14 protein-coding genes and 2 pseudogenes are annotated in these 18,862 nt (G+C 68.4%); 8 read left to right on the top strand and 8 right to left on the bottom strand.

What is annotated here, in order from left to right; genetic code table 11:
* Positions 1 to 5 precede the first annotated feature (5 nt).
* Entirely contained in the window at positions 6 to 428 is a 423-nt protein-coding gene (locus tag M2283_RS43790; protein WP_280882265.1) for a nuclear transport factor 2 family protein, read from the top strand.
* A 136-nt stretch (positions 429 to 564) separates the two neighbouring features.
* Entirely contained in the window at positions 565 to 1,725 is a 1,161-nt protein-coding gene (locus M2283_RS43785) for an ABC transporter substrate-binding protein (RefSeq protein ID WP_280882179.1), read from the top strand.
* A 120-nt stretch (positions 1,726 to 1,845) separates the two neighbouring features.
* Here the strand turns inward: M2283_RS43785 and M2283_RS43780 are convergent, their stop codons facing one another.
* The 3 genes from M2283_RS43780 to M2283_RS43770 all read right to left on the bottom strand — a co-directional run bounded on the left by M2283_RS43780 (position 1,846) and on the right by M2283_RS43770 (position 4,775).
* Entirely contained in the window at positions 1,846 to 2,760 is a 915-nt protein-coding gene (locus tag M2283_RS43780; protein ID WP_280882178.1) for an IS982 family transposase, read from the bottom strand.
* 74 nt (positions 2,761 to 2,834) lie between these two features.
* Positions 2,835 to 3,353, bottom strand: coding sequence for a DUF1203 domain-containing protein (locus M2283_RS43775; RefSeq protein ID WP_280882177.1), 519 nt, complete (start codon positions 3,351 to 3,353; stop codon positions 2,835 to 2,837).
* 738 nt (positions 3,354 to 4,091) lie between these two features.
* Complete coding sequence (locus tag M2283_RS43770; RefSeq protein ID WP_280882176.1) at positions 4,092 to 4,775, bottom strand: TetR/AcrR family transcriptional regulator; 684 nt, start codon at positions 4,773 to 4,775, stop codon at positions 4,092 to 4,094.
* A 193-nt stretch (positions 4,776 to 4,968) separates the two neighbouring features.
* On the opposite strand from M2283_RS43770, the gene M2283_RS43765 reads away from it, so the two are divergent.
* From M2283_RS43765 to M2283_RS43750, 4 genes are all read left to right on the top strand, one after another.
* Positions 4,969 to 6,153 carry an FAD-dependent oxidoreductase gene (locus M2283_RS43765; protein ID WP_280882175.1) on the top strand — a complete coding sequence of 395 codons (1,185 nt, stop codon included), beginning with the start codon at positions 4,969 to 4,971 and terminating at the stop codon, positions 6,151 to 6,153.
* 2 nt (positions 6,154 to 6,155) lie between these two features.
* Positions 6,156 to 7,037 (top strand): VOC family protein, encoded by an 882-nt coding sequence (locus M2283_RS43760; protein ID WP_280882174.1) that lies wholly within the window; start codon positions 6,156 to 6,158, stop codon positions 7,035 to 7,037.
* A 196-nt stretch (positions 7,038 to 7,233) separates the two neighbouring features.
* On the top strand, positions 7,234 to 9,600 hold the full coding sequence (locus M2283_RS43755; RefSeq protein WP_280882173.1) for an MMPL family transporter: 2,367 nt from the start codon (positions 7,234 to 7,236) through the stop codon (positions 9,598 to 9,600).
* A gap of 216 nt (positions 9,601 to 9,816) precedes the next feature.
* Positions 9,817 to 10,890 (top strand): IS630 family transposase, encoded by a 1,074-nt coding sequence (locus tag M2283_RS43750; protein WP_280882172.1) that lies wholly within the window; start codon positions 9,817 to 9,819, stop codon positions 10,888 to 10,890.
* On the opposite strand, the gene M2283_RS43745 is transcribed toward M2283_RS43750, so the two are convergent.
* Positions 10,887 to 11,756 carry a pentapeptide repeat-containing protein gene (locus M2283_RS43745; RefSeq protein WP_280882171.1) on the bottom strand — a complete coding sequence of 290 codons (870 nt, stop codon included), beginning with the start codon at positions 11,754 to 11,756 and terminating at the stop codon, positions 10,887 to 10,889. The genes M2283_RS43750 and M2283_RS43745 overlap by 4 nt on opposite strands.
* Before the next feature lie 146 nt (positions 11,757 to 11,902).
* On the opposite strand from M2283_RS43745, the gene M2283_RS43740 reads away from it, so the two are divergent.
* Both M2283_RS43740 and M2283_RS43735 read left to right on the top strand, forming a co-directional pair.
* Positions 11,903 to 13,270, top strand: a complete 1,368-nt coding sequence (locus M2283_RS43740; RefSeq protein WP_280882170.1) for an MATE family efflux transporter — start codon at positions 11,903 to 11,905, stop codon at positions 13,268 to 13,270.
* 367 nt (positions 13,271 to 13,637) lie between these two features.
* Positions 13,638 to 13,847: pseudogene (locus M2283_RS43735) on the top strand (transposase); the annotation flags it as partial.
* Between the two features lie 90 nt (positions 13,848 to 13,937).
* Here the strand turns inward: M2283_RS43735 and M2283_RS43730 are convergent.
* The 4 genes and pseudogenes from M2283_RS43730 to M2283_RS43715 form a co-directional block, all read right to left on the bottom strand.
* A pseudogene (locus M2283_RS43730) lies at positions 13,938 to 14,309 on the bottom strand (hypothetical protein); the annotation flags it as partial.
* A complete protein-coding gene (locus M2283_RS43725) occupies positions 14,306 to 14,647 on the bottom strand; it encodes a hypothetical protein (protein ID WP_280882169.1) in 342 nt (113 codons plus the stop codon). The gene M2283_RS43725 and the pseudogene M2283_RS43730, both read right to left, overlap by 4 nt.
* On the bottom strand, positions 14,644 to 15,567 hold the full coding sequence (locus tag M2283_RS43720) for a conjugal transfer protein (protein ID WP_280882168.1): 924 nt from the start codon (positions 15,565 to 15,567) through the stop codon (positions 14,644 to 14,646). The genes M2283_RS43725 and M2283_RS43720 overlap by 4 nt, the downstream gene beginning before the upstream one ends.
* A 613-nt stretch (positions 15,568 to 16,180) precedes the next feature.
* The coding region (locus M2283_RS43715) for a P-loop NTPase fold protein (RefSeq protein ID WP_280882167.1) at positions 16,181 to 18,862 on the bottom strand (2,682 nt) is incomplete at its 5' end.

Raw genomic sequence — 18,862 nt, 5'->3', positions numbered from 1 at the left:
CCGCCATGTCGTACGAGAGCACCGACTTCGCGACCTCCACCGCCCCCGCCGACGTCGTCCGCCGCCAGTACCTGGCCTCGGCGGCCGGTGACCTGGCGGCCCTGCGGGCCACGCTCGCCCCCGACGTCGAGTGGACGGAGATGGCCGGCTTCCCGCTCGCCGGCACCTACCGCACGCCCGAAGGCGTCACGTCCCACGTGATGGAGAAGCTCGGCCAGGACTGGGACGGTTGGACCGCCCACGACGACACCTACGTCGTCGACGGCGAGAACGTCGTCGTCCTCGCCCGCTACACCGCCGTCAACAAGGCCACCGGCAAGCCGATCGACGTGCGCGTCGCCCATCACTTCGTCGTCCGCGGCGGACTCATCGTCCGCTTCGAGCAGTTCGTCGACACCGCGCTCGTCCGCGACGCGATGAACGACTGACCATCGCAACGCCGGTCGTTCCCCGCACCTGTCCCACCCCGACGATGTCGCGGCGACGCTCGCCGAGGCAGTCGCACGGGCCGCGGAACGCGCCTGAACCGAGATCACCCTTCCCCCACACAGAAAGCGAAATCCCGTGACCTACTTGCCCAGCCGACGACGACTTCTCGCCACCGGAGCAGGGGCTGCGCTCAGCCTCGGCACACTCGGCACCACCGCATCCCCCGCCTCGGCCGCCCCCGCCTCGGCCGCCCCCGCCAAGTCCGCGACCGGCAGCGGCCCCGAGGAGACCAGGACCCTCGACGAGCTGTACCAGGCCGCCCTGGCGGAGGGCGGCAAGCTCGTCATCTACTCGGGCGGCGACATCGACAGCCAGGGCGACGGCATCCGCAACGGCTTCGCGGCCCGCTTCCCGGAGATCGACCTCAAGGTCGTCGTGGACTACAGCAAGTACCACGACGCCCGCGTCGACAACCAGTTCGCGACCGACACCCTCGTCCCGGACGTCGTCCAGCTCCAGACCCTCCAGGACTTCACCCGCTGGAAGGGACAGGGCCGCCTGCTGTCCTACAAGCCCGCGGGCTTCTCCAAGGTGTACGACGCTCTCAAGGACCCGCACGGCGCCTGGACCGCCGTCGCCGTGATCGGCTTCAGCTACTCGTACAACGTCGCCGCGGTCGGCGCCGACGTTCCGAAGTCCCCGCTCGACCTGATCGACCCGAAGTGGAAGGGGCAGATCGCGTCGTCCTACCCGAACGACGACGACGCCGTCCTCTACCTCTTCAAGCTGTACGTCGAGCACTACGGCTGGGACTGGGCCGCCAGGTTCGCCGCCCAGGACGTCCAGTTCGCGCGTGGCACGTACACGCCCGGGCTGGCCGTCTCCAGCGGACAGAAGGCGCTCGGCGTCGGCGGCTCGGGCTCGCTCGCGGCGCCGTCCACGGCGGCCTCCCGGTGGGCCGTCGCCGAAGGCCACCCCTTCATGGCCTGGGGCCAGCGGGTGGCGATCCTCAAGCAGGGCCGCAACACCACGGCAGCCAAGCTCTACCTCAACTGGCAGCTCTCCACCGCCCAGCAGCAGAACGCGTTCAACGGCTGGTCGGTACGGACGGACGTCACCCCCGCCGGTGGCCTCAAGCCCGTCTGGAAATACCCGAACGCGAACCTCGACGGCTTCCCCCGCTTCATGGCGGACCGTGCGGAGGTCGAGCGCTGGAAGCAGACCTTCGCGCTGTACTTCGGTGAGGTGAAGGGGGACCCGTCCCCTGGCTGGCTGGGACTGCATCCCGGGGCGTAGCCGAGAGGCGGAGGGGTCGGGAGGGGGCTGCTGGTCCCTCTCCCGACCCCTCTGTTTCATTGCATCTTCACACAAGTCATACAGGCGGTCGCTAGATGATCGATTCCAAGGGATCTGTTGCTAGTGGTCGTAGGCGGTCAGTGAGCGCAGGACGGGTTGGCCGGTGTGGTCGTTGTGCCAGATCGCGGCGGTCAGTGCGAGGATGCGCTGCATGACGCGGGCGATCACGCCGCCCGGTGTGCGGCCTCGGTGCTGTTCGAGGTTGAGCTGGCCCTTGAAGGTCTCGTTGACTGACTCGATGGCCTGCCGCAACGGTTTGAACAGCGGGGCGCCGGGCCGTTCCGGCTCGCCCTTGCGGGCCGGCCGCAGCAGCCGGATGCCGTGCTCGGCCATCTGGTGCTCGAAGTCGCGGCCGAAGTAGTTCTTGTCGCCGATCAGCGTCTGTCCAGGCCGGGCAGCGACGAGGTGCGGTTCGGCGGCGAGCAGGTCCAGCAGGGTCTCGCGTTCGTCGGCCTTGGCCCCGGTCAGGGTGAAGGCGACCGGCAGACCCTGCAGGGTGCACACCAGGTGCAGGCGCAGGCCCCAGAAGAACCGGCTGTGGCTGGCGCAGTACCCGTACTCGGCCCATCCGGCCAGATCGGAGCGTTTGACGGTCTCGCGGGAACGGCCGCACTCCACCGGCGTGGAATCCACGATCCACACGTCGTCGCTCCATACAGAAGTGTCGGTGGCCAACAGCCGGGTCACCCGCCGCAGCAGCTCTGCGGCCTTGCGCAGCCGCTTGTTGTAGCCGGGCTGCTTGGGCAGGTAAGGGAAGAGATGCCGCAGGTGCAAGCGGGCGTGGCGAAGCCACCTGGCCTCGGAGGTGAAGCCCAGCATGGCCTGCATCATGGCGAGCGTGACCAGCTCGGCGTCGGTCAGCTGCGGCACGATGCCTACTGCGGGCCGCCACGGGGCGATATGCGGTGATGCCTTCAGCAAGTCGTCGGTCTTCACGTACAGTGCGGTGGCGAGGGAGTCCAACTCTGTCTTCACACACCGACGTTGAACTCCCTCGTCTTATGCCCGCAGCCGATCCCTTGAAGTCGATCATTCAGGTGGCACGGCTGCTACTGCTCCTTGGCGGAGGGCCGTCGCACCTCGAAGTGGAAGCATCCGTATTCCAGTGCCCTGACGTGTACGAGCACCACGTCCGGATCGTTGAACGCATCGTCGAAGGCTGCATCGAAGCCAGTCGTGGCGTCGGCCGGAATCTCCAGAAGACGGCCGCCTGCGATATGGCCCCGGGCGTCATAGCGGCGCACGGTGCGCAGGGCTCCCGGCCGAGCGAAGGGGTAGTTTTCGCCGGGTGTGAACCCGCCGCAGTCGTCGGCATGGATGAAGACGGGACCCTGTTCGTCGTACGCGCCCGGATCTGCACCCCTCGTGGCGGCCCAGCGACGCAACGGGGCGTACGAAGCAAGGGCGATCCGCTCGCCGAGCGTGATGGGGCGCAGGCAGCAGCGCAGCGGAGAGCCCACGTCGTCGCCGGTCGCGATGTACGGGGCGCAGGGACGGCCCGCGTCGTCGAGAACCCGCAGTTCCTTCAGGACGGCTGCGTCAACAGGGAGCACCGTGTATCTGGTCATGTGCCCATGCTGAATCGACGCCCGGGCGGTTGCTGGCAGGAAACGGACGTCACATTGGTGCGCGCCCACGCAGAAGACCGGCCGGAAAGGTCACACCTGCTGAACGCAGGCCGCCTAGTGCAGCGCCGCGTTAATTCGTTGGGGGGAGGTCGGTGAACCAGGCCGCGGGGTCCAAGCGCAGGCAGCCGCTGCGGTGGCGGGCAGCATGTTGTACTCGCAGCCGTCACGGCTCGACGTATACGCACGAGGTTTGTGTCAGCAGAGACCGTGTCCCCCGCAGGTCGTGTCCCCCGCAGGTCGTGTCGCTTTCGGTCAGGGCCAAGCCTCTGGCGCGTGTCGCGCTAAGACGGACCATCGCGTCCGATTCTCCGTGACGGATGTCACACCTCGCCGAACTTGGTGACCGAGGAGGGCTCTACGGGCGGGAGGCGCCCAGGCGGTTGATTGCGGTGCTGTCTGCCGGTCAGCATTCCTACGAGTCCTGCATCCATGCCCAAGATTGTCGGCCTTTAAGGCCGCTGCGTCAGGAGTGCGTCGAGGGGCTCGTGTGGGGGCCAGACCCCGGCTCGTCTCGCTCCGGACCAGCCAGGGCATTCGTCTCGACGCCTTCAGGGGTGGTCAGAAGGTCAGGCAGGGGGCCGCCCGAGGGCTCCCCGCTGAAAAGCAGAGCCCATAGTCCATGCGCCGTGGCGGATTGTGTGGGGCTGACGATGGTTCACCGGCTGCTGACGGATGTGCTCACTGCGATTGGGGGTGCGCGAGGATGCCTCGGATGAGGATGTCGATTCCCCAGTGGAATCGCTCTTCGCCGGTGCCGGAGAGGATGTCGTCGCGAGCGGCGTGGACGCGGGGGTATTGGCTGGCTGACGTCCGGGCGAGGGCCTGCTCGATCGGGCCGCCGGGCTTGGCCGCTCCTGTGTCCTGGGCGTGTTCCGCCACGGTGGCGGTCACCAACATGGTCAGCAGGTCGATGGCCCAGGCTGCGTTCGCCTGGTCGACGCCGGCCTCGGCGAGGAGTTCGAGAAGGGCTTCGCTGATGCGCAAGGCGTTGGGGCCGACCGCGGTGGTCTGGAACGCCATCCGGGCCAGGGTGGGGCTGCGGGCCAGCACCGTCGCGTAGGAGAGCAGAAGTCCTTCGAGTCGGTCACGCCAGGAGCCTTTACCGCCGGTCTCGACCGCCTGCAGGGCACGGTCGAGGACGAGGGCCTGCAGCTCGCTCATGCCGTCGACGTAGGCGTACAGCGAAGCCGGCCCCGTGTCGAGCGCCTTCGCGATCTTGCGGAGGCTCAGGGGCGCGCTGTCCTCTGTGCTGATCTGGCGCAGCGCCTCATCGACGATCGAGTCCCGGCTCAGCGGCGGTTTCGCCGGTCGGTTGCGGCGGCTCTCCACATGGGATTCGCGGAAGGGATCTCTCTCAGGCACGCGGAGACGGTATTCGTCACGAACGCCCACCGTCAATTGCTTGACGAACACTGTTCGCGACGAATAGCGTTCCAGTAGTGGTTGCCGCTGGACACACGACTGACAGTGCCCGTGAGCGCGCTCCCGCGACGGGGCTCTGCGGCACCTCGTCGGACACCTTCTCCTTCGCCGCAGCCAGAAAGGGAGTGAGTCCATGTCGGGACGTAGCGTTGCCGTCGTCGGTGCAGGCTTGAGCGGCTTGGTCTGTGCGCGGATTCTCCAGCGCCACGGCATTGCCGTCACTGTTTACGAGGCGGATGCGGCGCCGGACGAGCGGCCTCAGGGCGGCTTGCTGGACATCCACGACGACACCGGCCAGATCGCGCTGAAGGAGGCCGGACTGTATGAGCAGTTCCTCGCGCGCACGCACACCGGCGGTGAGGACATACGTCTGCTCGACAAGAGCGGGCGGGTGCATGTCGACCGGCGCGAGCCGCCGGGCGGCCGGGGCCGTCCCGAGATCGGCCGGGTCGATCTGCGGCAGCTGCTGATCGACTCGCTGGAGCCCGGCACGATCGCGTGGGGGCGCAAGGTGACCGGTGCGCGGCCCGCACCCGGTGGGCACACCCTCGAGTTCGCCGACGGTGCGGCGGCGAGCGCCGATCTCGTGGTCGGCGCCGATGGCGCATGGTCGCGGATCCGGCCGCTGCTGACGCCCGCCAGACCCTCCTACACCGGGATCACTGTGGTGGAGTTCCGGCTGTCCGACGCGGCGGCCAGGCACCCGAAGGCGCTGGCACTGACCGGGCGGGGCAACTTCTTCGCACTGTCGGACAACAAGTACATCGGCGGGCACGGCGGGGACACCATCACGCTCGGGTGTGGCCTGCGCGTGGCCGAGGACTGGGCCGCCACCAGCGGTATCGACTGGGATGATCCGGCATCCGCCCGTGCGGGGCTGCTGCGGGAGTATCCCGACTGGGCCGGCGAGCTGACCGATCTGATCCGTGGGTGCGACGACGCGTTCTGGCTCCGGCCGATCTATGCCCTGCCGACAGGTCTGACCTGGGAGCGGGTGCCCGGTGTGACGCTCGTTGGGGATGCCGCGCACCTGATGTCGCCGTTCGCGGGCGAGGGCGCCAATGTGGCGCTCATCGACGGCGCCGACCTCGCACGCGAGATCGTCTCCGGCGCCGACGTGGAAGTGGCCCTGCCCCGCTACGAGGAGACGATGTTCTCGCGCGGGGCGAAGGCTGCCGCGGGGTCGCAGCGGGGCCTGGACCTGATGTTCGTCAAGGGCCGGCCGGGGAAGCTGATTCTGTTCTTCAAAGCCATGGGGGTCGCGGCGAAGGTCGTCAGGCCGTTCGAACGCATCCCCGCTTCCGGGAAGGGGAAGTGACCATGGCACCCTCACGGCCGACCGGGCGGATGGATGCCCAACTGGCTCTCGGATCGGTTGAGTTGACCGTCGCAGACCTTGAGCGCAGCCTGGAGTACTACACGCGCTCCATCGGCCTTCAGGTCCTCGACCAGACTGCGGACAGTGCATCGGTGGGTGTGCCGGGGCGCGTGCTCGCCCAGTTGAGGGAGCGCCCGGGGGCCATTCCCGCGCCTGCTTCGGGGCCGGGGCTGAGCCACTTCGCGCCGCAGGTCCCCACGCCCGGAGATCTGTCGCGGTTCGTGAAGCACTACACGGCCACGCACACCGATGCCAAACTGGCCGACCACAGCGTCGCCCGCTCCTGCTACGTCAATGACCCCGACGGCCATTGCGTGGAGATCACCTGTGCCCGCCCGCGCCGGGAATGGCGCTGGCAGGGCGAAAGCCCGGCCGTCGTCGCGGAACGGCTGACGATGGAGGACTTCACCGGCGAACCCGGCGCCGACGCCCCGTTCGAGGGGCTGCCGGCGGGCACCGAGATGGGGCATGTGCAGCTCAAGGTGACGGACGCGGAGCTGCAGGACAGCGAACCCTTCTACACCGGCCTGCTCGGGCTCGATGTCCAGGGCCGGCTGGGGCAGATGTTCCTCGCCGTCGGCGTCACCCAGCATCGCGCCCTGCTCGTGGTGACCAACTGCTTCAGCACCGGCCGCACCGAACCCGTACCCGAGAACAGCGCGCACCTGATCGGGGTCGACCTGCTGCTGCCGACGGCACAGCAGGTGCACGCACTGGCCCAACGGCTCACCGAGGCCTCCTATCCCCATGTGCTGGCCGGAGCCACGCTGCAGGTGCACGACCCCTCAGGAAACCTGCTGCGCTTCACCGCCAGTGCGGCCTGACCAGCATCTGGCACGTCCCCCGTTTTGACCTGCAGTGCGATGTCCGCTCACCGCCTCGTTGGCGCCATTCCCCACGGCTCAAGACCGTCGGCCCAGCTGGCCGTGCTGCCTCTTTGACCGAGGAACCCTTTGGCCTGCCCGGCTCACCGGGCGGGCCCGCTTCCCGCCATGAGCGGCCGACCATGTGGAGACACCGATGAAGGCTCTGTCGAGGTTCGCGACCAGGCACCGATGGTGGGTGATCATCGGCTGGATCGCGGCGATCGTCCTGATCCAGGTGTTGTCCTCATCGGCCGGCGGCGCCCGGTACAAGGACGACCTCAAGATGCCGGGCACCGACTCCCAGGCGGCAGCCGACCTGCTGGCCAAGGCGCACCTGGCCCAGCAGAGCAACCCGACCGGCACCCTGGTCCTGCATGCCAGGACCGGCACACTGACGAGCGAGCCCGACGGCTTCATCCAGCGGGCCGACAAGGCAGTCTGCGGGGTGAAGGACGCCCACATCGCCACCATCACCACCCCATGGGGACAGGTCGCCTGCACCTCGTCCGACGGCAGGAGCGATACCGCACCCCGGCCCGACCTGCTCAGCCCGGACAAGAAGACGGCCATCGTCGAGGTCGCCTACAACGAGGCGAAACCGGCCGACACCACTCCCAAGGTGGTCTACGACCACCTCAAAACCCTGCGCTCGCACACCCTGCAGATCGAGTTCACCGGTGACTCCTTCGACAGCGTCGACGCACCCACCCCTGTGCTCTCCCCCCAGGTCCTGGGCTTCCTCGCGGCCTTCGTCATCCTCGCCATCGTCTTCCGCACCTTCGGCGCGACTCTCCTGCCGATGATCAGCGCGGCCGCGGCCCTGGGCAGCGGCGTGGGACTGATCGCCCTGCTCACCCACGTCATGCCAGTCACCGACTTCACCTCGGCCCTGGCCGACCTGATGGTGATCGGCGTGGGCATCGACTACGCCCTGTTCATCGTCACCCGCCACCGGCGCAACCTGCTCAAAGGCATGAGCGTCGAGGACTCCATCACCGCCGCGCTGAGCACCGCCGGCCGGGCCGTGCTGTTCGCGGGCATCACCGTCTGCATCGCCATCCTCGGCCTGTGTGCCCTCGGCGCCAGCTTCCTGTACGGCGTGGCCATCGGCACCGCGATCGCCGTCAGCCTTACGATGCTGGCCTCACTGACCCTGCTGCCGGCCATGCTGTCGCTGCTCGGCCGACGGGCCCTGCCACGCTCCCAGCGCGAAGAGCTGCCCTCCGACAAGACTGTCAAGATTTTGCTGTGCGTGATCCCGCCGGTGTGCGTCCTGTTCTGGGCGCTCTACCTTCTGCAGTGGGCGCTGCGGCCGATCACCACGCGGAGGGCCGCACGCCGCGCCACGTCGAACCCGACGCCCTTGTGGACCCGTTGGGCCACCCTCGTCCAGAGGCGATCTGTGATCGCCGGTGTCCTCGCCGCCGCCATTCTGGCCGTCCTGGCTCTTCCGTTCTTCTCCATGCGCATCGGCCACCCCGACCAGAGCAACACCCCCGCCTCCTCCACCAGCCGCAAGGGCTACGAACTGATCCAAGAGGCATACGGGCAGGGCTACAACTCCAACCTGCAGTTGGTCGTCGCAGGACCACGCGCCACCGACAAGACCTACCTGAACACAGTCACCGACACCCTGACCGGCGTCCCCAACGTCAACACGAGCAGCATCACCGCGCTCCCCATCAGCAAGGACATCGCGCTGGTCGCGTTCAAGTCGATCAGCAGCCCACAGGACGCGAGGACCGTCGACCTGGTCAACCACCTGCGTGACACGGCCCTCAAGCCACTGCACCCAGACGACAACACCAAGATCTACGTCTACGGCGAGACCGCGATGTTCGCCGACTTCTCCGCCTCCCTCTCCAGCAAGATGATCTACTTCATCCTCGCCGTGGTCGGCCTGTCGTTCCTGCTCCTCATGGTCGCCTTCCGCAGCGTCGTCGTCGCCCTCACCGCAGCCGCCATGAACCTGCTGGCCGCCGGCGCCTCATTCGGCGCCATCGTCGCCATCTTCCAATGGGGATGGCTCAGCGAACCCCTCGGTCTGGGAGCCGGCGGCCCCATCGAAGCCTTCCTCCCCGTGCTGTTCTTCGCCATCCTCTTCGGACTCTCCATGGACTACCAGGTATTCCTCGTCAGCCGCATCCACGAGGAATGGGTCCGCAGCCGCAACAACCACCGCGCCGTCACCGTCGGCCTGTCCGAAACCGGAGGCATCATCACCGCAGCCGGCCTCATCATGATCCTCGTGTTCAGCGGATTCCTGCTCGGCAACGGACTGACGACCAAGCTCCTCGGCCTCGGCCTAGCCCTCGCCGTCTTCCTCGACGCGTTCATCGTCCGGCCCATGCTCGTCCCCGCCCTCATGCAATGGCTCGGCAACGCCAACTGGTGGTACCCGGCCTGGCTCGACAAGATCACACCGCACGTCACCATCGAGGCGCACGACGAACCCGAAAACACCATCCCCGCCAACGCCTCGAGCCTTCGCCCCGACCCCGACAAGGTCAGCGAACACTGACCCCTCCCCACCCGTCACCCAAGTCCGGTGCCCACCGCAGGTGTGCGGTGGGCACCGTCTGGACCACGGCCTGCGCTGCGGCGGCGCGGCCATGGCCACCGCAGCTGTGCTCGTGGCCGTCCTCCTCCGCTCGGCATCAAGCCAGGCCACTGCGCCCGCCGGCAATCCGACAGAGCAAGACGAACCGGCTTACCAGTAAGAGGAGGACAAGCGAGGATGGAGCGGGCGACGGCGGTGGCCGTGGTGCTGGACGAGGCCACCCGCAGGCAGTTGGAGCGGACCGCCGCGTCCGCATCCGGGCAAGTCCGGCAGGTACTACGGGCCAGGATCGTGTTGGGCGCGGCGGACGAAATGACGAACGGCCAGATCGCTGTTGCCTGCGCCACCAGCGTGAACACGGTGCGCAAATGGCGTGGCCGCTTCGTGCTCCACGGGCTGCCCGGGTTAGACGACGCCCACCGCCCGGGGCGCCCGACGCTCTACGGGCCCCAAGCGCGCGTCCAGATCGTGGCCACAGCCACCAGCACGCCGCCATACCCGGAGTCGACGTGGTCCCACCGGCGGATCGCCGAGCGTCTGGCGAACCTCGGGATCTCGAGCTCCCAGGTCGGGCGGATCCTGAACGACCTGGACATCCGCCCGCATCGGGTCCGCGGCTGGCTCACTCGCCGCGACGACCCCGCGTTCTGGGAGCGGACCATCGACGTGTGCGGCCTGTACCTGGCACCGCCGCCCGGAACCGTGCGGGTCTCGATCGACGAGAAGACCTCCGTCCAGGCCAAATCCCGCAAATACGCCAGCCAGAGCGCCGCCGTGGGCCGGCTCGCACGCCAGGAGCTCGAGTACATCCGCCACGGCACCGTCTCGATCATCGCCGCGATGGACATCGACACCGGCCAGGTCATCACCGAGCCAATATCCCGCAACAACGCGATGACCTTCGTCGAGTTCCTCGGAAGGCTCGACGCCGCCATCGACCCGGCCAATGAGATCCATCTCGTGCTCGACAACGGCTCAAGCCATACCGCGAAACGCACGAAAGCCTGGTTCCAGGCCCATCCGCGCTGGCATCTACACCGGACCCCGCCGCATGCCTCCTGGCTCAACGTGATCGAGATCTGGTTCTCCACTCTGACCAAACGCGTGCTGCGCTACGGCGACTTCCCCAGCCGCAGCGACCTCATTGACAAGATCGAAGCATTCACGATCCTGCACAACGAGACAGCCAGGCCCTACCGATGGACATACGACGGCACCCCGCTGAAGGCACCTTGCCCCTCAACGAATTAACGCGGCGCTGCACTAGGATCGCCAACCCCTTGGAATTGATCATCTAGTCCTTCCGGCAGCAAATCCTCCCGACTAAGTGCGCCGCGGCTGCCGGTGACCACCACTGGGTGCTCGAAAACCGCATCGTTCAGGTGCAGTTCGGCAAAGAGCAGATGCAGCGTAGCTGTCGCTGCCCACCGCGTGCGCCCACAGCTCACCCTGCGGGTGACGATGAACACTGACACCGGTTGGTGGAAGACCGCACCGTCCAACATCACCAACCCACCTGACGTGAAGCTCATGTACGCCGTCATCTCGAACCGCGCCCTGCGGAACCAGGCGCGGTTGGTGGAGGTCGCGAGGGCGAACTCCGTGTCGCCGGAGAAAGTTGCGCTGTCGAACCAGGCGGTGTCCTGGAAGGTCGCCGATTTGAAATTGGCGGTGCCCTGGAAGATCGCCATGTCGAACTCGGCTGAGTCCTGGAAGGTCGCGGAGTCGAACTCAGCGGGGCCGTGGAAGGTCGCAGAGTTGAACTGGGCTGTGTCCTGGAACGTCGCCGATTCAAACCGTGCGGCGCCCTGGAAGGTCACCGAGTTGAACCAGGCGGAACCGAAGCAGGGGTGTCCGGTGGCGGGGTCGCGAAGCGCGTCGAGGAGGGCGCCGAGGAGGGGTTCAGTGAAAGCGGTGCCGCAGTGGTCGATGTCACTGCCGGGGGCCAGGCCAGCCAGGTAGGCGCCGCGGTCGAGGTCGGTCAGGTGGGCGAGGCATGCGGTGTGGCCGGGAACGTGGATGCCGCGGCAGCCGACCGGATCCTCGGATGTAGTTCCGTGGCCGCAGTGCGGCCAGTCAGGCGGAGCCAGGGACGGTGCAGGGCTCGGGTGCGTCATGCCTGGAGGACGATCGAGCACGGCCAGATAGTTGCTCAGACCGCGCGCCCCATAGGGGCATCACTGCAATCATCGGTGCGCCACTGAAGCAAATCGTGCGCTACTGAAATCTTCGATGCGGTCCGACAGTCGACTCCCGCAGTGTGATGATCGAACCCGTGATCAGCATGGGGACTAGACCAGCCGAACGCAGTACGTGGATCGGGATAGCGGCGGCAGCGCTCCCGCTGTACCTGACGATGATCGCCGCCTCAGCTGGTGCTCTGGTCGACACCGCGCTGCTCGGCAACCACGCCACCGCCACCCTCGCGGCCTTCGCCGTTGCCATGGCCGTGTTCAGCCCCGCTACCGCCACGGTGGCGGGCGCGCTGCGCGGCGTGATGCCGTTTGTCACGCCAAGCAAGGAGGATCCTGGCCGTCTCCTGCCCGTAGTGCGCAGCGGGACATGGCTCGCGATCACCGTCGGCGCCATCGCCGCGGCGGCGGTCTCATCTGTTCCTCTGATCGGCCAAGCGGCCGGGGTTCCCCGCACCGCCCTCGACCAGCTGGGGATCTTCCCCTTTCTGCTGGCCGGTAGCGTGCTCGCCATCGCGGTCAGCTCGTCAGCCACGTCCGTTCTGGTGGCACTGGGCCACTCAAAGTTGGTGATGCGGGCCGGACTGCTCGGCACCGCCGCATCCACCACGCTGTCCGTCCTCCTCGTGGGTGGCCCCGGCCCGCTGCCCAGCTACGGCCTGAGCGGGGCAGGCATCGCCATGCTCGCCGCCAGCGTGATCAGCGCCTTTGTCAACCAGGTGGCCATCCGACGCTCTACCGTGCTCGGAGGCCGCTCTTTGTATCCGGGCCGGCCCAATGTGAAGCAGGTCTGGGCATTGGGCACCGTGGGGATTCCGCTGGCCGGCACGGTACTCGTCAAGTTCGCGGTCCTGGGCGTATTGACCTTCGCGGCGGCCAGGATCGGGACGGACAGCGCTGCGGTGCACAGCGTCGGCATCTCCCTGGTCAACGTCATCTTCACAGCCGCAGTGGCGGTAGGCCAGGCCACCATCCCTCTGATCTCCGACTACGCAACGAAGCACGACAGCGCGCGTATCCGGCGCAGCGTTCGGGCGGGAACCGGGCTGGCACTGGTCGTTGTGGTGTTCATCGCGGCAACGGTGATCGTCCTCAGTTCATGGGTCGTTCCGCTGTTCACCCAGGATGTTGGTGTGCGGCCACAGATCACGGACCTTCTGCCTCTGGTGCTGGCCGTGGTCGTCACCGACGCGCTGCAGGCAGTCGTCGGCTTCGGCCTCATCGGTCTCAAGCGCACCGTGCCGAGTTTCGTGTCGACCTTCATCTGCTACGGAGTCCTGGCCGCTGTCGCCGCTCCGGTAGCCACAGCCGGAGGGCTTGCCGCCCTATGGACGGCTCTCACCCTTGCCAACCTCCTCCAGGCAGTGAGCAAGGCCTACTCGTTCTACCGACACAGCACATTCACCGAGAGCCGCGAACACGCACCAGCCGCCACGTGAGAGAGGAACCAACCGGTGTTGCGCTCTCCGCCCTCGACAACAGTCGATGACCCCGCAGCGACGAACGCGAGGCACCTTCTGACTGAAGCACGAGCCAAGAGTCCTAACCCGCTGTCAAGTTCAAAAACACCTACTAAGAGGTCGTTTTAACCAGTGAAATACCACTACCTTATGATTTGAGAGGTGGCAGTGTGTGGTGTTGGTGCGGTGTCTGATGCAGTTGGGGTGCGGGAGCCGGGTGGTGTGTCGCCTGGGGCGGGAGTCGGTTTGCGCCTGTCTCCTTCCAGGACGCCCGGTTCCGCGCGGTGCCCCCATGGCCGCGAACGCACGCCTGGGCGCACTCGATTCCGGGCGGTATGCCCAGGTCATGAGCGAACGGCGCCCGTATCCGAGCGATCTGTCCGATGCCCGCTGGGAGTTGATCGAGCCGGTCCTGGCGGCCTGGCGCTACGAACGCCACGGCCGGGCCCTGGGCTTCGGCCGACCACCCGAGCACGACCTGCGCGAGATCATGAACGCGATTCTGTACGTGGACCGCACCGGCGTGCAGTGGCGCTACCTGCCGCACGACTTCCCGAAGGCGAGGTCTGGGGTGACGTGGTGCCCGGGCGGAGGACGTCCCTGCAACCCGCGCTGGTGTGGCCGGTGCTGTGGGGGAGGGCATGTTCTCGATCGTGAAACCGCCGAGGAACGGGCGGGCGGAGCGGTCGTGGGCGGCGCGGCCGCCGATGCGGCCGCCACGGGGTTGCCAGCCCAGCAGCGCCCAGCCGAGTGCGGCCTGTATCGGGGCTCGGCCGCGGACCTTGGGCTGGCGTACCGCCCAGATGGCCAGCAGCCAGGCGACGATGGGGATCGGCCCCGTCCACGACCACCAGCTGATGGTCTTCACCAGGAGGAAGCCGCCGACGACGGCGAGCGCGATCTGCGCGGGGGTGTACGGCCCGAGGGGAATCTTCCAGTCGGCGACTCTGCCCAGCACCCAGGGGTGACGGCGAGCGGCAGTGTAGAAGCGGCCCACCCGGCCGGCAGCCGCGCTCACAGCCGGCCGCCGACGCGGAGCGAGTGGCCATGAGAGGCCGGGAGTTCGGACTGGACGACGCCGGGGAGGGCAGGGGCGCCCTTGGACGGGTTCTTCACCTCGTCCTCGAACATGCCCGCCAGGGACTCGCGGGAGTTGTAGAGACCGAGCGCGATGATCATCAGCAGTAGGGCGCCGATGCCCGCCTTGAGGCTGAACTTCTGGATCATGATCACGACGACGAGGACGAGCAGACCGGCCTGCAGGCCTCTGGTTGCCCAGTTCTTCAGCATGGTGATCCACGAGTTGCCGAGGTCGTCCAGCTGTCCGGCGAGCATCAGGTGGTGTGCCGTGTTCACCGCGCACCCCCGTTCTGGGCTGTGCCGGTCTGAAGCGCGGCGACTTCCCACCGGCGGGAGCGGGATGTGAGCGTGAGTTCGTATGCCAGCGGCCAGCGCCCGGAGGCATCCCGGGCCTCCACTGCCACGCGCACCCGGACCCTGGTCCCGTCGGCCGGGGCCTTCTCCGCGGCCGCGGTCTGTTCGACGGCCACAATCTGCTGGACGGCTGCCGCGGTGTACGGAGCGGGGGAGACGGCGGTGAGCTTCACCCCCGGCGCGAGATAGCGGTCGACTTCGCCGGCTCCGGTCAGGTAGGCGGCCAGGAACGCGCCGACGGCGGAGGAGAGATCACCGTCGGGGACGGTCACGCCGTACGGCGACGTGGGTATCTCGGCCCGGGCCGGGGCGGCGACCACAGCGGGAGCACCGGTCACCGAGAACGAGGCGTCAGCGGCTACCGGCACGACGTAGTACCTCACCGGTTGGTCGGAGTACTGCGCAGCCACCGTCACCGACCACACGTCGGCGTCACGCTGCGCACTGCGCACCGCGGTCACCGATTCAGGCGCCGTGTGCGCATCAGCGGCCGGGTCGGGCAACTCGACATCCGGAGCGAGTGACTGAGCAAGCAGCGCCTGCGCACTCGTCGCATCGTCCGCGCTGCTGCGCAGCCACGCGCCGACGAACAACTGCGCAAAGCCGCACGGGTCGACGGCGAGTGCGCCGGTGCGCACGGGGGTGGGCTTCACGGAAGGGGCGGCCGCCACGGTGGTCGCCCCGGACCACACTGCGACGCCCAGGGCGACGGGGCCGGCCGCGATCGCGGTGAGCAGAGCCAGCCGGGAGAGGCGGACGTGCCTGCGCATCCTCTCCAACTGGGCGCCCGCAGCCGTCGGGGCGCCAGCCTCGCTCTGCGGGGCCTGCGTGTCAGGGGGCATGGTGGAACTCCCAGGTCAGGGCGGGTACTTGCTGACCTCGAGAAAACCCAGCACCTCCGACCAGACCACCGACCACAAGACCCCGACCACGGTCACGAACCGGGCACAACAGCCATGGTCGGGGTCATGGTCGGGGCTCGACTGGCCGTCGCGACACCTCAGACCGGGACACGCGGGCTCGACGCTCGTCAGGACGATGGCAGGGGGCGGAGGGAACTTCGGGGTCGATCCGCGGCGACGCGCCACGCAACCGCACAGGGGGCGCGACCAGGTTTCGGTGCGCAGACCTCCGCTGGCTGCGCAATCTGGATGCGCATCCGGGCCCACTTACCGTGATGAGGATCTCGGAAAACGGCCGGGGCTGCTCCTCGCTCCAATCGGTCCGGCGTTCAACGGAGTGGGGAGTCTCAGCAAGCGTCATGCGCGTTGTCGCGCCCGGCCGCTCGTGGAGTGTGCGGTCCGTGCCGACCGGTCAAGCGTGCCTCCTGCCGCCCCGGACAGTGCGTCACCCGCTGGACCTGGCTGGCTATTGGGCGGTCTCTCCCCGGGGTCGGCCAAGAGGAGAAGGAGCAAGGGGTGATCTTGGTCCAAGACTGCTGTGCTACGCGGTTGGTCAACGGTCCAGGAGAGAGATGATCCGCCCCGCGGGGAAGGACAGGCGGGCGACCGGGACCACCCAGTCGCCCCATGCCCCGAGCAGTTCGGGGAGCGGCAGGCCGACCGCGGCGGCCCGGGCGGTCACCTGGTGCAGGGCGCCGAGCAGGGAGGTCCACTGCTGGGCCTGAACGGGAGTCATCTTCGGGTCGGCGGGGTTGGACCAGGGACCGCCTGCGGGGTTGCGCTGGGGTTGGAGGTCGGTGCGGAACTGTGCCCAGGTCTGCTGCGGGTCGGTCCGGCTGGTGCGGTGCAGGTGCAGGCACAGGGCCGGCCCCAGTTGCGGGTAGGCGACCAGGGCGGCCAGTAGGACCAGACCGGCGCGGTAGGGATGGTAGGGAGTTGAGGTCGCGGTGGTGGCGGGTTGTTCGGCCAAGTCGTGGGCGCGCTGGGTGCGGCGCAGGGCGGTGAGCAGGCCGTAGCTGTTGGCAAGGCGTTTCACGGCGCGAGGGGTGGAGACGAGTAGCGGGGGCCCCAGGAGGTCCATCAGGGCGATCTCGCCGGGGTCCAGGGTCAGCGGGTCGACCCGTTCGATGACGCGCGGGGCAGGGAGGCGGACGCCCTGCTCCTGCGGGTCCGCCACGGCTGAGGAGGGCCTGGCTGGTGCGGTGGCGGCAGGAGCGCCCGGCGTGGGGCCCGGGGTGGTCGGAGCGGAAGGAAGCGGGGTGCTCTGGTCGATGCGGGTGCCCACCAGGGAGCGGATCATGCGCTGGTACCCGGCGGTGTCCAGGGCGGGCAGGGTGAGGACGACCTGGAAGATCTTCTCCAGGTACTGGGCGGGAGTGGACTGCCACAGTTCCTCGTCGTCGGGGTCCACCAGGCCCTCAAGCGCCCCCGGGGTGTCTGGGGCGGGGATGCCGAGGATGTCGCGGTAGTGCGCGGCGATGGCCCGCAGCAGCCAGCGCGGATCGATGGCGACCACCACGACGAACAGATCCACGGCCAGCAGCAAATGGACGGCTTCGAGCATCTCCACCACCCGGGACGGCGGGCAGCGGTCCAGGTCGTCGATGTAGACGATGATCCGGTCGACCGCCGGGAGCCTGTCGCCCGCGATGTCCTCGGCCGCCTCGCCCGCTCCGCTGCCCGCGTCGGCAAGCAGGGCGGCCATGCGCTGGAAGTCCTCGCGGATCTGCGTCATCAGCCCCAGGTGGGTGCGGTAGTCACCGCCGGCTGCACGCTGGGAGACGAGCCCGGCCAACTGGCCCGCGGCGGTCAGATCCTGCACCTCTCGCTCCAGCGCGGCAACTTCCCCCGCCGCGACGTCGGCTGCCGTCTGCAGCCGGTCCCGCCACCCTTCCACGACGGCCTGCAACCGTTCGCGGACCGGATCGCCCATCTCCTTCGCCTGGCGCACCTTGCCCAGCAAGAATCCGATGTAGGCCAGCGCCGGCAACCCGGCCACCAGGCGTGCCCACACCGGCGGTCCCCAGATCGCCCCCGCCGACATCACCGCCAGGACCAAAACCGACAGCAGGAAGCCCCCAACGACACTGCGCGGATTGCTCCGCACCAGCCGCAACCCGGCGCGCACCGTCCCACGCACCAGCTGGCCCCCGCCGCGCATCCGCTCGTACAGTTCCCCGGGCTCCCCGCTGTCCCCGGCCACCGCCGCCCAGTCCAGGCGCTGCTCCTCGGACAGCTGGGACCAGCGCGATCCGCGGGTGGTCAGGGCCGCCTGGAGCTGGTCGCGGCGCTGGCGCGCGGCGCGCAGCCGGCGTGGGAGCTCGCGTTGGGCGACCAGGTCCGCCGACAGTCGCGAGAGCTGGCGCTGGGTGGTACCGCTGTCCTGGGCAGGGGCGGCGGCGAGCTGGGCGAAGAGCTCGGCGACCAGGCTGGCCCACAGCCTGGTCTCGGCGTACTGCCAGGCGTTGAACCGCACCTGGCGCACCGAGTGGTGGGCCAGAGGGTTGTTCAACCGAGCGACCGATATGACCTGCTGCTGCATCAGTTCCAGAAAGTGGCTTTTGCCCTCGCCCCAGTCGCCGAACAGTCCCACCGCCAGCGGCGGCCTGGCCGAGCGGGAGGTCACCAACTCCGCCAGCGCGCGGGCCTCGCTAGCCCGAGACAGGTCATCACCCGTCGACGTCGCATCGGAACGGTAGGAGGGGAGCCGCTCCACCGGCCGGTCCTCCACCACCTCCCACAGCTGCACCCCGTCGACGTAGCCGCCGGTGGCCAGGACAGGTCTGCCGTCAATGACTGCCCAGGCCATCGACAGCACCGAGCCGTTGGGGACGGTCAGGGGCTGCCCCAGGGGGGTGGGTGCGGCGGGGTCGCTCAGATCCCACAGCCGCACCGTGGCGTCGTCACCGCCGGTGGCCAGGACAGGTCTGCCATCGATGACCGCCCAGGCCACCGACAGCACCACACCCCTATGGCTGGTCAGGGGTTGCCCCAGTGGGGTGGGTGCGGCGGGGTCGCGCAGATCCCACAGCCGCGCCGTATCGTCGTAGCCGCCGGTGGCCAGGACAGGTCTGCCATCGATGACTGCCCAGGCCACCGACAGCACCTCACGGCTCTGGTCGGTCAGGGGTTGCCCCAGTGGGGTGGGTGCGGCGGGGTCGCTCAGATCCCACAGCCGCACCGTGGCGTCGTCACCGCCGGTGGCCAGGACAGGTCTGCCATCGATGACCGCCCA

The sequence above is a fragment of the Streptomyces pseudovenezuelae genome, assembly GCF_029892565.1.
GTDB classification, from domain to species: Bacteria; Actinomycetota; Actinomycetes; order Streptomycetales; family Streptomycetaceae; genus Streptomyces; species Streptomyces pseudovenezuelae_A.
This window is presented reverse-complemented; position numbering and strand designations above follow the sequence as displayed.

What these genes read in the sequence shown, in the direction of transcription:
- M2283_RS43750 (WP_280882172.1), top strand. Translation starts at nt 9,817, where the DNA reads ATGGAGCGGGCGACGGCGGTGGCCGTGGTGCTGGACGAGGCCACCCGC.
- M2283_RS43760 (WP_280882174.1), top strand. Translation starts at nt 6,156, where the DNA reads ATGGCACCCTCACGGCCGACCGGGCGGATGGATGCCCAACTGGCTCTC.
- M2283_RS43755 (WP_280882173.1), top strand. Translation starts at nt 7,234, where the DNA reads ATGAAGGCTCTGTCGAGGTTCGCGACCAGGCACCGATGGTGGGTGATC.
- M2283_RS43765 (WP_280882175.1), top strand. Translation starts at nt 4,969, where the DNA reads ATGTCGGGACGTAGCGTTGCCGTCGTCGGTGCAGGCTTGAGCGGCTTG.
- M2283_RS43720 (WP_280882168.1), bottom strand. Translation starts at nt 15,567, where the DNA reads ATGCCCCCTGACACGCAGGCCCCGCAGAGCGAGGCTGGCGCCCCGACG.
- M2283_RS43775 (WP_280882177.1), bottom strand. Translation starts at nt 3,353, where the DNA reads ATGACCAGATACACGGTGCTCCCTGTTGACGCAGCCGTCCTGAAGGAA.
- M2283_RS43790 (WP_280882265.1), top strand. Translation starts at nt 6, where the DNA reads ATGTCGTACGAGAGCACCGACTTCGCGACCTCCACCGCCCCCGCCGAC.
- M2283_RS43740 (WP_280882170.1), top strand. Translation starts at nt 11,903, where the DNA reads ATGATCGAACCCGTGATCAGCATGGGGACTAGACCAGCCGAACGCAGT.
- M2283_RS43745 (WP_280882171.1), bottom strand. Translation starts at nt 11,756, where the DNA reads ATGACGCACCCGAGCCCTGCACCGTCCCTGGCTCCGCCTGACTGGCCG.